This window comes from Caulobacter sp. GW821-FHT09H08 (assembly GCF_059415885.1).
Genome location: NZ_JBWKOC010000002.1, coordinates 741,142 through 753,327 on the forward strand (window position 1 = coordinate 741,142; position 12,186 = coordinate 753,327).

General features: G+C 65.9%; 11 protein-coding genes. 3 read left to right on the forward strand and 8 right to left on the reverse strand.

Annotation, left to right across the window (positions count from 1 at the left end; translation table 11 throughout):
- Positions 1-37: 37 nt before the first annotated feature.
- Positions 38-1,585, forward strand: a complete 1,548-nt coding sequence (locus tag AC07NN_RS08495; protein WP_494639521.1) for an AMP-binding protein — start codon at positions 38-40, stop codon at positions 1,583-1,585.
- 88 nt (positions 1,586-1,673) lie between these two features.
- The gene (locus tag AC07NN_RS08500) at positions 1,674-2,069 is read left to right on the forward strand and encodes a DoxX family protein (RefSeq protein ID WP_494639525.1); all 396 of its coding nucleotides are present in this window, start codon (positions 1,674-1,676) and stop codon (positions 2,067-2,069) included.
- On the opposite strand, the gene AC07NN_RS08505 is transcribed toward AC07NN_RS08500, so the two are convergent.
- The 7 genes from AC07NN_RS08505 to AC07NN_RS08535 all read right to left on the reverse strand — a co-directional run bounded on the left by AC07NN_RS08505 (position 2,066) and on the right by AC07NN_RS08535 (position 9,865).
- On the reverse strand, positions 2,066-3,556 hold the full coding sequence (locus AC07NN_RS08505) for a DUF6880 family protein (protein WP_494639528.1): 1,491 nt from the start codon (positions 3,554-3,556) through the stop codon (positions 2,066-2,068). The two genes, AC07NN_RS08500 and AC07NN_RS08505, sit on opposite strands and share 4 nt — an antisense overlap.
- A 20-nt stretch (positions 3,557-3,576) precedes the next feature.
- Positions 3,577-4,977 (reverse strand): dihydrolipoyl dehydrogenase, encoded by a 1,401-nt coding sequence (lpdA, locus tag AC07NN_RS08510; protein ID WP_494639532.1) that lies wholly within the window; start codon positions 4,975-4,977, stop codon positions 3,577-3,579.
- 86 nt (positions 4,978-5,063) lie between these two features.
- A complete protein-coding gene (locus AC07NN_RS08515) occupies positions 5,064-5,540 on the reverse strand; it encodes a glutathione peroxidase (RefSeq protein ID WP_494639535.1) in 477 nt (158 codons plus the stop codon).
- Between the two features lie 25 nt (positions 5,541-5,565).
- Complete coding sequence (locus AC07NN_RS08520) at positions 5,566-6,858, reverse strand: pyruvate dehydrogenase complex dihydrolipoamide acetyltransferase (protein WP_494639541.1); 1,293 nt, start codon at positions 6,856-6,858, stop codon at positions 5,566-5,568.
- Between the two features lie 145 nt (positions 6,859-7,003).
- A complete protein-coding gene (locus AC07NN_RS08525) occupies positions 7,004-8,368 on the reverse strand; it encodes a pyruvate dehydrogenase complex E1 component subunit beta (RefSeq protein ID WP_494639546.1) in 1,365 nt (454 codons plus the stop codon).
- Positions 8,365-9,396 (reverse strand): pyruvate dehydrogenase (acetyl-transferring) E1 component subunit alpha, encoded by a 1,032-nt coding sequence (pdhA, locus tag AC07NN_RS08530; protein WP_494639552.1) that lies wholly within the window; start codon positions 9,394-9,396, stop codon positions 8,365-8,367. The genes AC07NN_RS08525 and pdhA overlap by 4 nt, the downstream gene beginning before the upstream one ends.
- A gap of 166 nt (positions 9,397-9,562) precedes the next feature.
- Positions 9,563-9,865, reverse strand: coding sequence for an FtsB family cell division protein (locus AC07NN_RS08535; protein ID WP_013079094.1), 303 nt, complete (start codon positions 9,863-9,865; stop codon positions 9,563-9,565).
- 337 nt (positions 9,866-10,202) lie between these two features.
- On the opposite strand from AC07NN_RS08535, the gene AC07NN_RS08540 reads away from it, so the two are divergent.
- On the forward strand, positions 10,203-10,799 hold the full coding sequence (locus AC07NN_RS08540; RefSeq protein WP_494639558.1) for a hypothetical protein: 597 nt from the start codon (positions 10,203-10,205) through the stop codon (positions 10,797-10,799).
- A 21-nt stretch (positions 10,800-10,820) separates the two neighbouring features.
- Here AC07NN_RS08540 and eno read toward each other — a convergent pair whose 3' ends face one another.
- The gene (gene eno, locus AC07NN_RS08545; RefSeq protein ID WP_494639562.1) at positions 10,821-12,101 is read right to left on the reverse strand and encodes a phosphopyruvate hydratase; all 1,281 of its coding nucleotides are present in this window, start codon (positions 12,099-12,101) and stop codon (positions 10,821-10,823) included.
- Positions 12,102-12,186: the final 85 nt, after the last annotated feature.

A 12,186-nucleotide genomic window follows, 5' to 3' on the forward strand; every position in this document is an offset into this window, starting at 1 on the left:
GAGAGCGCCTAGTGCTCTTCGGGGAGGTTTCGCCGGGATGCCGGTAGCTTACGACGCGCGAGACGGCCAAAAGCCTCTCTTCGACGCCCTTATCGACGCTCGCGACAAGTACGGGGCCAAAAAACCGATCCTGGAAGATCAGGACCGCAACCCGCTTTCCTATACGGACCTGATCCGCGCCAGCTTCGCACTCGGCCGCAAGATCGCCGCCATGACCAAGGCGGGCGAGCACGTCGGCGTGCTGCTGCCCTCGGGCTCGGGCGCCGTGGTGACCTTCTTCGCCCTGCATGCCTTCGGCCGCGTGCCGACCATGCTGAACTTCACGGCCGGGCTGCGGAACCTGAAGGCCGCCTGCCAGTTGGCCGACGTGAAGATCGTGCTGACGGCTCACAAGTTCATCGAACTGGGCAAGCTTCACGACGTCATCGACGCCATCGAGACCAAGGCCAAGGTGGTCTATCTCGAGGACGTGCGCGGCACGATCGGTCTGCCCGACAAGCTGTTCGCCGCGGCCGCCGGTCTGTTTCCGCGCCAGTTCCGCGCTCACGCCAAGCCGTCGGACAAGGGTGTGGTGCTGTTCACCTCAGGCAGCTTCGGCGCGCCGCGGGGCGTGGTGCTGACCCAGGCGAACCTGGTGTCCAACGCCGTGCAGGTCGCCGCCCACATCGATCTCGATCCGGACTGGGTGTTCTTCAATCCGCTACCCGTTTTCCACTGCTTCGGCCTGACGGGCGGGGTCATCCTGCCTCTGCTGAAGGGCATGAAGGCGTTCCAGTATCCGTCGCCCCTGCACACCAAGCAGATCCCGCCGCTGGTCAAGGACACCAAGGCCTCGGTGCTGTTCGCGACCGACACCTTCCTGAACCACTATGCCCGGGCGTCCGACGGCGACGAGCTGTCGGGCCTTCGGTTCATCGTCTGCGGCGCCGAGAAGGTCCGGGACGAGACCCACAACCTGATCGCCGAGAAATTCGGTCCGGTGCCGGTGCTGGAAGGCTACGGCGCGACCGAGGCCTCGCCGGTCATTGCGGTGAACAAGCCCGACGACAACCGTCGCGGCACGGTCGGCGGCCTACTGCCCGGCCAGGACTGGAAGATCGAACCCGTCGAAGGCATCCCCGGGGGCGGTCGCCTGCTGGTCCGTGGTCCCAACATCATGGCCGGCTACCTCCGTGAGGACGGCGGCGTCGACGCTCCCGAGGGCGGCTGGCATGACACGGGCGACGTGGTCACAATCACCGACGATCTCTGGATCACCATCAAGGGCCGCGTGAAGCGCTTCGCCAAGATCGGCGGCGAGATGGTCTCCCTGACCGCCGCCGAGGACCTGGCCTCGGCCGTGTGGCCCGATGGTCGCCACGCCGTGATCTCGATGCCCGACAAGAAGAAGGGCGAGAAGCTGGTCCTGGTCACCGACTGCCAGAGCGCCGCCGTCACCTCCCTGGTGGCGCACGCCCAAAGCATTGGCGCGCCTGAGTTGGCCGTGCCGCGCAAGATCCTCAAGGTGCAGGAAGTTCCGGTGCTGGGCAGCGGCAAGACCGACTATGTCGCCATCCAGCGCATGGCCGACAGCGAAGCGGCCTAGGCGTCTGGCGGCGATCCTTTTTCTAAGCCTTCGAGTAAGCGTCGAGCCGCGAAGGGCTCCCTGCGTTCGCATCAAGGAGGGAAAAAGAATGGACCGTCTCGTCTCGTGGGCGCCGCGTGTGCTCAGCCTGCTTCGTATCATCACCGCCCTGCTCTTCATGGAGCATGGCCTGATGAAGCTCATCCATTTCCCGGCCGCCCAGCCCGGCGCGCCCGATCCGCTTCCGCCGCTCCTGCTGGCGGCAGCGCTGCTCGAGGTTGTGGGCGGCGGCCTGGTCGCGGTGGGCCTGTTCACCCGGCCGGTGGCGTTCATCCTGTCGGGCCAGATGGCCGTCGCCTACTTCCTGGCGCATGGCAGCAAGAGCTTCTGGCCCGCCCTGAACGGCGGCGATGGGGCGATCCTGTTCTGCTTTGTCTTCCTCTATCTGGTGTTCCAGGGCCCCGGCGAGTGGAGCCTCGACGCCCAGGTGCGGAAGCGCCCCTAGAAGGTCCCGCCCAGGGCTTCCAGCTCCGTGCGGAAGCCCTGCTTGCGGCTGTGCATGGCCCGCAGGTCGGCGACGAAGGCCGCGTGGTCAGGATACTCGCCGAAGTCTCCGATCATCACCGATAGCGACTCCGCCTCCAGCAATTGTCGCGCCGCCTCGGCATAGCGCGCGGCGACGCCATAGGTCAGCACGTACTGGATCGACGCGCGCAGCAGCAGCGTCGCCGCCAGCGGATAGGCGCCTTCCAAACGGCGCGCCGCTTCCGCCATCAAGGTGTCGTCGGCGCCGTTGATCTCGCCGGAGCGCGTCTGCACCAGGCGGGAAGCCGCCGCCAGGTCGGGCCAAGAGACCAGGAACGCAAGCGCTGTGTCGAAGCGCGGAAAGCGCTTGGCGACGGCCTTGGCCTGGTCCTCGGCCTCGACATCGTCGAAGTCCGGCAGACCCTTGAGGTAGGTTCTCAGGCGCGGGATCGAGAGCGTTCGCTCGAACTCGGCCCAACGGCGCTTCTGGGCCTCGTCGTGATGGCCCGTCGCCTCCAGGACGTCGAGCATCGTTTCTTCCCAGGCCGTGCGTTCGTCCAGCGAGCTCTGGTGGCGACCGCCCTGCTCGCTCGGCGCGCCGGCGTGGAGGGTGGCCAGGGCGTCCTCGGCTCGCCCCGCTTCCAGGAGCCGGCGGGCGATCTCGGCCGAGACCAGGGGCGTACGGCGCAGGTCGGGCGGGAAGGTGGCTTCGAAGGCGTCGACATCGCCGCTAGCGTCGGCCAGACGGCGCAGGGCGTCCTTGTAGACGGCCGCCATTGGGTCGGGGCCTCGGAGCCGCTTGGCGTTGACCGCCAGGACTGTCTCCAGGACCTGTCGCAGATGGGCCTGCCCCTGTGGTCCCATGGCCGGGGCCAGGGCGCCGGCCAACGGCCCCATCTGAGCATGATAGTCTGTCGCCAGCAGTTTGGAGGTTCGCTCCGCCAGAGCGATCGGTTCCGGCATGGCCTTACCGGCGATCGCGCCGATCGCGTCGCGGGCGGCCAGGAAGACGTCCTTGATCGGACCTTCGGTCTGGTTCAGGCGGTCCAGGGTCGGCGACGCTAGGTCCAGGAGGTCCAGCATCAGGTCGAGGGCGGCCGTGGCATCGTCTTCCGCCAGCCGTTCGATCATCTTGCGATGCAAATCGAGATCGCGGGCGAAGGCGGGCCGCTTGCGCCAGTGGATGCGCGACGACGACTTGCCGATGGTCGCCAGGCGCTTGGAGATCTCCAGCGCCAGCCCCTCGGCGCTGGACTCGGCGAACAGCTCCAGCCGCAGCACGCGCTTGACGTGGCTGTCGCTGGACAGGTCGAGCAGAATGGCGGCCAGGCGCTCGGGACCCAGGTCAGCCAGATTGGCCTCGGAAAGGGTCGTCTTCGATCCCTTCCGAGCCTTGGCCGGCTTCACCTTGTCCGGCCCCGCCTTGTTTAGGGCGTCGTCCGTCGTCGTCGCGGCCTTGCGCGCCATCCAGTGTCCTCAAACGAGGCCTAGATGTGCAGGACTCGTCCGTAGGCGTCCAGAGCGGCCTCGTGCATGGCTTCCGACATGGTCGGGTGGGCGTAGACGATGCCGTGCAGGTCTTCCTCGGTGGCTTCCAGGGTGATGGCGGTGACGAAGCCCTGGATCATCTCGGTCACTTCGTGGCCGATCATGTGGGCGCCGATCAGGGCGCCGGTCTTGGCGTCGAACACGGTCTTCACGAAGCCCTCGATCTCGCCCGCGGCCACGGCCTTGCCGTTGACGCGGAACGGGAAACGGCCCGCCTTGACCTCGATGCCCGCCGCCTTGGCGCCGGCCTCGGTGTAGCCGACCGAAGCGACCTGTGGGTTGGCGTAGGTGCAGCCCGGGATCGGCGAATTGACGTTCGGGGTCTTGTAGCCGGCGATGGCCTCGGCGGCGTGGATGCCTTCGTGGCTGGCCTTGTGGGCGAGCCAGGGCGCGCCGGCGACGTCGCCGATGGCGTAGAGGCCGGGGACGTTGGTCTTGCAGTGCTTGTCGGTGACGGCGTGACCGCGATCCAGGTTCAGGCCCACGGTGTCCAGGCCTTCGCTGTTCGGCGCGATGCCGACCGCGACGATGCACTTCTCGGCCGTCAGTTGCTCGATCTTGCCGCCGACGTCGACCGTCACCGAGACGCCGTCCTTAGTCTTCTCGACCTTGCTGACCTTGGCGCCGATGCGGAACTTGATGCCGCGCTTCTCGAATGCCTTCTGGGCGGCCTTGGAGACCTCCTCATCCTCGACCGGCATGATGCGGTCGATGGCTTCGACAACGGTCACCTCGGCGCCGAGGGCGCGGTAGAAGCTGGCGAACTCGATGCCGATGGCCCCCGAGCCGATCACGACCAGCGACTTGGGCATGGACTTCGGCGCCAGGGCGTCACGATAAGTCCAGATCTTGTCGCCGTCCGAGACCGCGCCGATGGCCGGGATCTCGCGGGCGCGAGCGCCGCTGGCCAGGATCACGTTCTTGGCCTGGACCGTGCGGCTGCCGCCGGCCTTCAGGGCGATGACGAGCTTCGGAGCCGGATTGCCTTTCTCCAGCTTGGCTTCGCCCTCGATGACCTCGACCTTGTGCTTCTTCATCAGGAAGGCGATGCCGCCCGACATGTTCTTGGCCACGCCCCGCGAGCGCTCGATGATCTTGCCGAAGTCGAACGAGGCCTTCTCCACCGACAGGCCGTAGCCGCCCAGGTGCGAGAGTTGTTCGTAGACCTCGCCGGACTTCAGCAGGGCCTTGGTGGGGATGCAGCCCCAGTTCAGGCAGATGCCGCCCAGGTTCTCGCGCTCGACAATGGCCGTCTTCAGACCCAGTTGGCTGGCGCGGATCGCGGCCACATAGCCGCCAGGACCGGCGCCGATGACGACGACATCGAATTCCGTGGACATGTTCATTTAACCCTAGCTTGGACGTCGTCCGGGAAAGAGAGCCGGACGGCCTAGATCGATCGGCCTGCAAGCCGATCCGGGAGAAACTAAAGCAGCGCCTCGACCGCGACCTTGAGGTCTTCGGGCTTCACGGTGGGCGCGAAACGCTCAACGACCTCGCCGTCCTTGCCGATCAGGAACTTAGTGAAGTTCCACTTGATCGCCTCGGTGCCCAGCACGCCCTTCTGCTCCGTCTTGAGGAAACGGTAGAGCGGATGGGCGTCGGCGCCGTTGACGTCGATCTTGCTCATCACCGGGAAGGTCACGTCGTAGGTCAGCGAGCAGAAGTTCGCGATCTCCTCGGCGTTTCCCGGCTCCTGAGCGCCGAACTGGTTGCAGGGGAAGGCCAGGATCGTGAAACCACGATCCTTGTGGCTCTTGAAGAGCGCCTCGAGGCCTTCGTACTGATGTGTGAATCCGCATTTGCTGGCGGTGTTCACGATCAGCAGCACCTGGCCGCGATAGTCGGCCAGGCTCACGTCCTGGCCGTCCAGCGTCTTGGCCGAATAGTCGTAGACCGACATAGCCGTCCCCTTACCGCGACCTGGATCAGACGATCAGGGTCAGCGGCTCTTCGATCAGCGGCTTGAAGGCCGCCAGGAACTTGGCGCCGACCGAACCGTCGACCACGCGGTGATCGCAGGTCAGGGTCACGGTCATGACCGTGGCGACCTTGATCTCACCGTTCTTGACGACCGGACGCTGTTCGCCCGCGCCGACGCTCATGATCGCGCCTTGCGGCTCGTTGACGATCGAGGCGAACGACTTGATGCCGAACATCCCGAGGTTGCTGATCGAGAAGGTGCCGCCCTGGAATTCCTCGGGCTTCAGCTTCTTGTCCTTGGCGCGTTGGGCCAGGTCCTTCATCTCGGCCGAGATCTGGGCCAGGCCCTTGGTTTCGGCCTTGCGGATGATCGGGGTGATCAGGCCGCCGTCGACGGCCACGGCCACCGCGATGTCGGCGTTGTGGTGCATCGCGATGCCTTCCGGCGTGTACGACGCGTTGGCTTCCGGCACACGCTTCAGGGCCACCGCCGCGGCCTTGATGACGATGTCGTTGACCGAGACCTTCACGCCTTGCTTCTCCAGCAGGCTGTTGATCTTGGCGCGGGCCGCCAGCAGCGCGTCGATCTCCAGATCGATCTGCAGCGGGAAGTGCGGCACGTCGCGGAAGCTGTCCGTCATGCGGCGCGCGATGGTCTTGCGCATGCCGTCCAGCGGGATCAGGTCGTACGAGCCGGCCGGGATGCCCTGCTGTTCCAGCGACTGGACCTGACGCGGCGCGGCGGCGGCCGGAGCAGCGGCGGGCGCGGCAGCCGGAGCGGCCTTGGCGGCGGGCGCGCCGCCCGACTTGGCGGCTTCGACGTCCGACTTCACGACACGGCCGTGCGGGCCGGTGCCCTTGAGGCTCTTCAGGTCCAGGCCGGCGGCCGAGGCCAGGCGGCGGGCCAGCGGCGAGGCGAAGACGCGCGAGCCGTCAGCGGCGACCGGAGCGGCCGGCGCGGGCGCGGCCGGGGCAGCAGCAGGAGCCGGGGCGGCGGCAGGCGCGGCGACAGCGGCCTTGGGCGCTTCGGCCTTCGGAGCCGGCGCGGGGGTGTCGCCCTCGCCCGCCAGCTTGGCGATCAGGGCGTTGACCTTGACGTTCTCGGTCCCGGCGTCGACCAGGATGGCTTCGATCACGCCTTCATCGACGGCTTCGACTTCCATCGTCGCCTTGTCGGTCTCGATCTCGGCGATCACGTCGCCGGCCTTGACGGTGTCACCGACCTTGACGTGCCACTTGGCGAGGGTCCCCTCCTCCATGGTGGGCGACAGGGCGGGCATCAGGATGTCGATCGACATTGAGCTTTTTCCTCAATCGTTCGGGACGTAGTCGGCCCCCGTGGTGTACTGGGCCGGCGTCCGCGATACCCCGCTTGAAGCGGGATGCATTCGTTGGCCAAGACGATGCGGCCCCTGCTCGTCGGGAGCAAGGGCCGCGCCAGTCTTAGCGGTAGCTGACCGTCTTGGCGGCCTTGACGATCTTCTCGACCGACGGCAGCGACAGGACTTCCAGGTTCGCCGCATAGGGCAGCGGCACGTCTTCCTGGTGGACCCGCAGCGGCGGGGCGTCCAGGTAGTCGAAGCCGAACTCCGTGATGCGGGCGACGATCTCGGCGCCGACGCCCATCGGGCCCCAGCCTTCCTCGACCGTGACCAGACGGTTGGTCTTCTTGACGCTTTCCAGGACCGTGGCGTGGTCCATCGGACGGATCGTGCGCAGGTCGACGACCTCCGCCGAGATGCCCTCCTTCTCCAGTTCCTCGGCCGCCTTCAGGGCGAAGCCAACCATGCGGCTGTAGGCCACCAGGGTGACGTCCGTACCTTCGCGGCGGACCTTGGCCTTGCCGATCGGCACGACCCAGTCCTCGACGTCCGGAATGTCGAACTCGTGGCCGTACATCATCTCGTGTTCGAGGAAGACAACCGGGTTCGGATCGCGGATGGCGGCCTTCAGCAGGCCCTTGGCGTCGGCCGCGTCGTACGGTGCGATGACCTTCAGGCCCGGGACGTTGCCGTACCAGGCGGCGTAGTCCTGGCTGTGCTGGGCGCCGACGCGCGAGGCCGCGCCGTTCGGGCCGCGGAACACGATCGACGACTTGATCTGGCCACCGGACATGTACAGCGTCTTGGCGGCCGAGTTGATGATGTGGTCGATCGCCTGCATGGCGAAGTTCCAGGTCATGAACTCGACGATCGGCTTCAGGCCGGCCATCGCCGCGCCGACGCCCATGCCGGCGAAGCCGTGCTCGGTGATCGGGGTGTCGATGACGCGCTTGTCGCCAAACTCTTGCAGCAGCTCGCGGCTGACCTTGTAGGCGCCCTGATACTGGGCGACTTCCTCGCCCATCAGGAACACGCGGTCGTCCTTGCGCATTTCCTCGGCCATGGCGTCACGCAGGGCGTCGCGGACCGTGATCTTCTTCAGAGCCGTGCCGGCCGGAATTTCCGGATCGGCGAAGGTCGAGGCGGCCGAGATCGGGCCGCCAGCGGCCGGAGCGGCGGCGACCGGAGCCGGAGCGGCTTCAGCGGCGGCGGGAGCCGCAGCTGGAGCGGCCGGAGCCGCGGCTTCGCCCTCGCCCTTGAGGCGGGCGATCAGGGTGTTGACCTTGACGTTCTCGCTGCCGGCAGGAACCAGGATGGCTTCAACCACGCCTTCATCGACGGCTTCGACTTCCATCGTCGCCTTGTCGGTCTCGATCTCGGCAATCACGTCGCCGGCCTTGATGGTGTCGCCTTCCTTGACGAGCCACTTGGCCAGGGTGCCTTCCTCCATCGTGGGGGAAAGCGCGGGCATCAGGATGTCCGTCACTGAGCGGCCTCCAGGTAGACGTCGGTATACAGTTCCGAGGGATCAGGCTCGGGGCTCGTGCGAGCGAACTCGGCGGCTTCGGCGACGATGCGCTTCACTTCCGCGTCGACGCCCTTCAGGTCGTCCTCGGTGACGCCGGCCTTGGCCAGGCGTTCCTTGATGTGATCGATCGGATCGCGGGTCGTCTTGACCTCGTCGACCTCCTCCTTGGTGCGGTACTTGGCCGGGTCCGACATCGAGTGGCCGCGATAGCGGTAGGTCTTCATCTCGAGGATGTAGGGGCCTTGGCCGCTGCGGGCGTGCTCGGTGGCGCGGGCGCCGGCTTCACGCACGGCGACGATGTCCATGCCGTCGACTTCCTCACCCGGGATCCGGAACGAGACGCCGCGCTTGTGGAAGGCCGTCTCGGACGCCGCGCGCTCGACGCTGGTGCCCATGGCGTACTGGTTGTTCTCGATCACGTACACGACCGGCAGCTTCCACAGCTGGGCCATGTTGAAGCTCTCGTACACCTGGCCCTGGTTCGCCGCGCCGTCGCCCATGTAGGCGTACGAGACGTTGCCATTGCCCTTGTAGCTGTTGGCCAGCGCCAGGCCGGTGCCGAGCGCCACCTGGGCGCCGACGATGCCATGGCCGCCGTAGAAGCCGGTCTCGATGTCGAACATGTGCATCGAGCCGCCCTTGCCGCGCGACGAACCGCCAGCGCGGCCAGTCAGCTCGGCCATGACTTCGCGGGGATCCATGCCGGCGGCCAGCATGTGGCCGTGGTCACGGTAGCCCGTGATGATCTGGTCGCCCTTCTGCGAGATCGACTGCATGCCGACCGCGATGGCTTCCTGACCGATGTACAGGTGGCAGAAGCCGCCGATCAGGCCCATGCCGTACAGCTGGCCGGCGCGCTCCTCGAAGCGTCGGATCAGCAGCATGTCCTGATAGAATTTCAGGAGTTCGTCCTTGCCGACGAAGGCGTTGACACCGGTGTCGTTCGCCTTCCCCTCAGGGGCCTCAGCCTTGCGCGTACGCGCCATTCAAATCTCCCTGGCCAATCTTCATCGCGGCCTTCGTCCAGAGAGCATTTCCCGCCGAAAAAGTCGTCGGTTCCGCGAAGGAAAAGCCCTGATGTCTCGTCAAGATCGATCCGGAATCCGAAGACTCAGGGCCGACCGGCAGTCGATTCCGAAGTTAGGCGACCTGTCAGCTCGAACGCTTGACGCGGATCACATAGTCCCTCGGATCGGCGTATCCCAGGAGAGAACGCGCGCGTTCCTCCAAAAGATCAGCCGAAAGACTGCCGCTGCGTAATAGACGAGCGCGGGCCTCCAGGTCCATCCTCTCCGCACGTATCTTCCTGAGTTCCTTTGTTTTTGCTGCGAGGTCCGCATTGCGTTGCGAGATCGACAGCAGGCCTCGATCACCCGTCAGAGCGTGAAAGGCGAAGTAGAAAATCAGGAAAAAGATCGCCGCAGTCGGCAGGAAGGGTTGCAGTCGGGCGAACATTTCAGTGTCCCAGAGGGGGATTCGCAGGATCGCCTATCGTGCTTAACGCCTTCTAAATCCAGGCGTAGCGAAGGGTTATCATCAGCTCGCGAATTTTACCGCCGATGCTTTCAGATGAGATGGTTTCACCGGCATCTAGATGCCGCATCGCCGAAGCCAGTTCGCGACCGCGAAGGCGGGAAAACTGGTCTCGTTTGAAACCACTGCTTAGCTTTTAGAAAATTTGTGGGTTAACGTCGCTGGCAAGCATACCGACGGTCGCCAGAAGGGCTGTCGTGGTCCCGGAATCGCCACGATCAGGCGCATCCTGAGGTGGAGCTTGAAGGGGATGAAACCGATGACTTCGCGTCGAAACGTGTTTCTGGGCGTGGCTGGCGGCCTGCTCCTTCCTACCCTGGCCCGCGCCGTGGAGCCCGTCATCGTGAAAGGTCGCAAGGGCGGGCCCGACATGATCAAGGGCGATCCGCCCAGGCTGGACTTCGGCGGTGGGCTGCTCGTGCCGATGAACGGTTCGATCTTCAAGGCGCTGTGGGAAGGCGAAGACCGCTGGATCACCTATAGCCACGCCCTCTCCCGACAGCAGGTTCGGGCCATGGGGCAAGCCGAGACCGCCGCCGTCGGCAAGATGAAGCTGATGCTGCTGACCCTGGCCTTCGCGCCGGACCGCCTGGAGCGTGTCGAGGGCTGCGGCTGGAAGCTGAGGTCCGACAACACCGCCGATCTTGTCAGAGGCGATATCGCCCTGCCCGGCCGTCCCGTGATGCCCACGGTGGACGAGGTCGGCGACTCGGCCGGCGGCGCGACGCCCGAGGGCGAGTCCATGGGAAGCTCCGCCTATCACGCGATCACCGGCTACATGGTGATGAAGAAGGACGCGTCCCTGGAGTACGTAAAGCAAAAGGCGCAGCTCCTTTCGGGAACCGCGCCTTCCTAGCTTCAGCGATGCGAGAGGGGCTTAGCGGCCCTTCAGCACCTTGCGACCGGCGTAGACGCCCTGATCGTCCAGCATCTCCTGGATGCGGAGCAGCTGGTTGTACTTGGCCGTACGGTCCGAGCGGGCCAGCGAGCCGGTCTTGATCTGACCGCAGTTCAGGGCGACGGCCAGGTCGGCTATCGTCGAGTCCTCGGTCTCGCCCGAGCGGTGGCTCATGACGCTGGTGTAGCCGTGACGGTGGGCCAGATCGACGGCGTCGATGGTTTCCGACAGCGTGCCGATCTGGTTGACCTTCACCAGGATCGAGTTGGCCAGGCCCTGATCCAGGCCGATCTGCAGGCGCTTGGGGTTGGTCACGAACAGGTCGTCGCCGACCAGCTGGACCTTCTTGCCCAGGGTGTCGGTCAGCAGCTTCCAGCCGTCGAAGTCGTCCTCGGCCATACCGTCCTCGATCGACAGGATCGGGAACTTGGCGACCAGATCGGCCAGGTAGTCGACCATCTGGGCCGGATCCAGCGACTTGCCTTCGCCTTCCAGCTCGTACTTGCCGTTCTTGAAGAACTCGGTCGAGGCCACATCCAGGCCCAGGACGAAATCGTCACCGGCCTTGTAGCCGGCCTTCTCGCCAGCCTTGACGATGAAATCGAGCGCGGCCTCGGCCGACGCCAGGTTCGGGGCAAAGCCGCCCTCGTCGCCGACATTGGTGTTGTGGCCGGCGTCCTTCAGGGCCTTCTTCAGGCTGTGGAAGATCTCCGCGCCCATGCGCAGGCCTTCGCTGAAGTTCGCGGCGCCGGTCGGCAGGATCATGAATTCCTGGATGTCGATCGGATTGTCGGCGTGGGCGCCACCGTTGATGATGTTCATCATCGGGGTCGGCAGCACGCGGGCGTTCACGCCGCCGACGTACTTGTAGAGCGGCAGGCCGGCCGACTCGGCGGCGGCCTTGGCGGTCGCCAGCGAGACGCCCAGGATGGCGTTGGCGCCCAGGCGGGCCTTGTTCGGCGTGCCGTCCAGTTCGATCAGCAGGTTGTCGACGCGGCGCTGGTCTTCGGCGTCCACGCCCGACAGCGCGTCGAAGATCTCGCCATTGACGGCGTTCACGGCCTCCAGGACGCCCTTGCCGCCGTAGCGGGCCTTGTCGCTGTCGCGCTTTTCGTTGGCTTCGTGAGCGCCGGTCGAGGCGCCCGACGGCACCGCGGCGCGACCGAACGCGCCGTCTTCCAGAACGACGTCGACTTCGACGGTCGGGTTGCCCCGGCTGTCGAGAATTTCGCGGGCGATGATGTCGACGATCTCGGTCATGGACTGCTCCTCAAGGCCAAAAGGCGCGGCAGCCTTTAGCCGCCATGCGCTCCGGGCGCAACTTGACTTCCCCTCGGGAGGCCGA

Bases quoted from the DNA above. Each gene is read 5' to 3' on its own strand.
- AC07NN_RS08540 (WP_494639558.1), top strand. From the start codon at position 10,203: ATGACTTCGCGTCGAAACGTGTTTCTGGGCGTGGCTGGCGGCCTGCTC.
- lpdA (WP_494639532.1), bottom strand. From the start codon at position 4,977: ATGTCCACGGAATTCGATGTCGTCGTCATCGGCGCCGGTCCTGGCGGC.
- AC07NN_RS08500 (WP_494639525.1), top strand. From the start codon at position 1,674: ATGGACCGTCTCGTCTCGTGGGCGCCGCGTGTGCTCAGCCTGCTTCGT.
- AC07NN_RS08495 (WP_494639521.1), top strand. From the start codon at position 38: ATGCCGGTAGCTTACGACGCGCGAGACGGCCAAAAGCCTCTCTTCGAC.
- AC07NN_RS08520 (WP_494639541.1), bottom strand. From the start codon at position 6,858: ATGTCGATCGACATCCTGATGCCCGCCCTGTCGCCCACCATGGAGGAG.
- AC07NN_RS08505 (WP_494639528.1), bottom strand. From the start codon at position 3,556: ATGGCGCGCAAGGCCGCGACGACGACGGACGACGCCCTAAACAAGGCG.
- AC07NN_RS08515 (WP_494639535.1), bottom strand. From the start codon at position 5,540: ATGTCGGTCTACGACTATTCGGCCAAGACGCTGGACGGCCAGGACGTG.
- pdhA (WP_494639552.1), bottom strand. From the start codon at position 9,396: ATGGCGCGTACGCGCAAGGCTGAGGCCCCTGAGGGGAAGGCGAACGAC.
- eno (WP_494639562.1), bottom strand. From the start codon at position 12,101: ATGACCGAGATCGTCGACATCATCGCCCGCGAAATTCTCGACAGCCGG.
- AC07NN_RS08535 (WP_013079094.1), bottom strand. From the start codon at position 9,865: ATGTTCGCCCGACTGCAACCCTTCCTGCCGACTGCGGCGATCTTTTTC.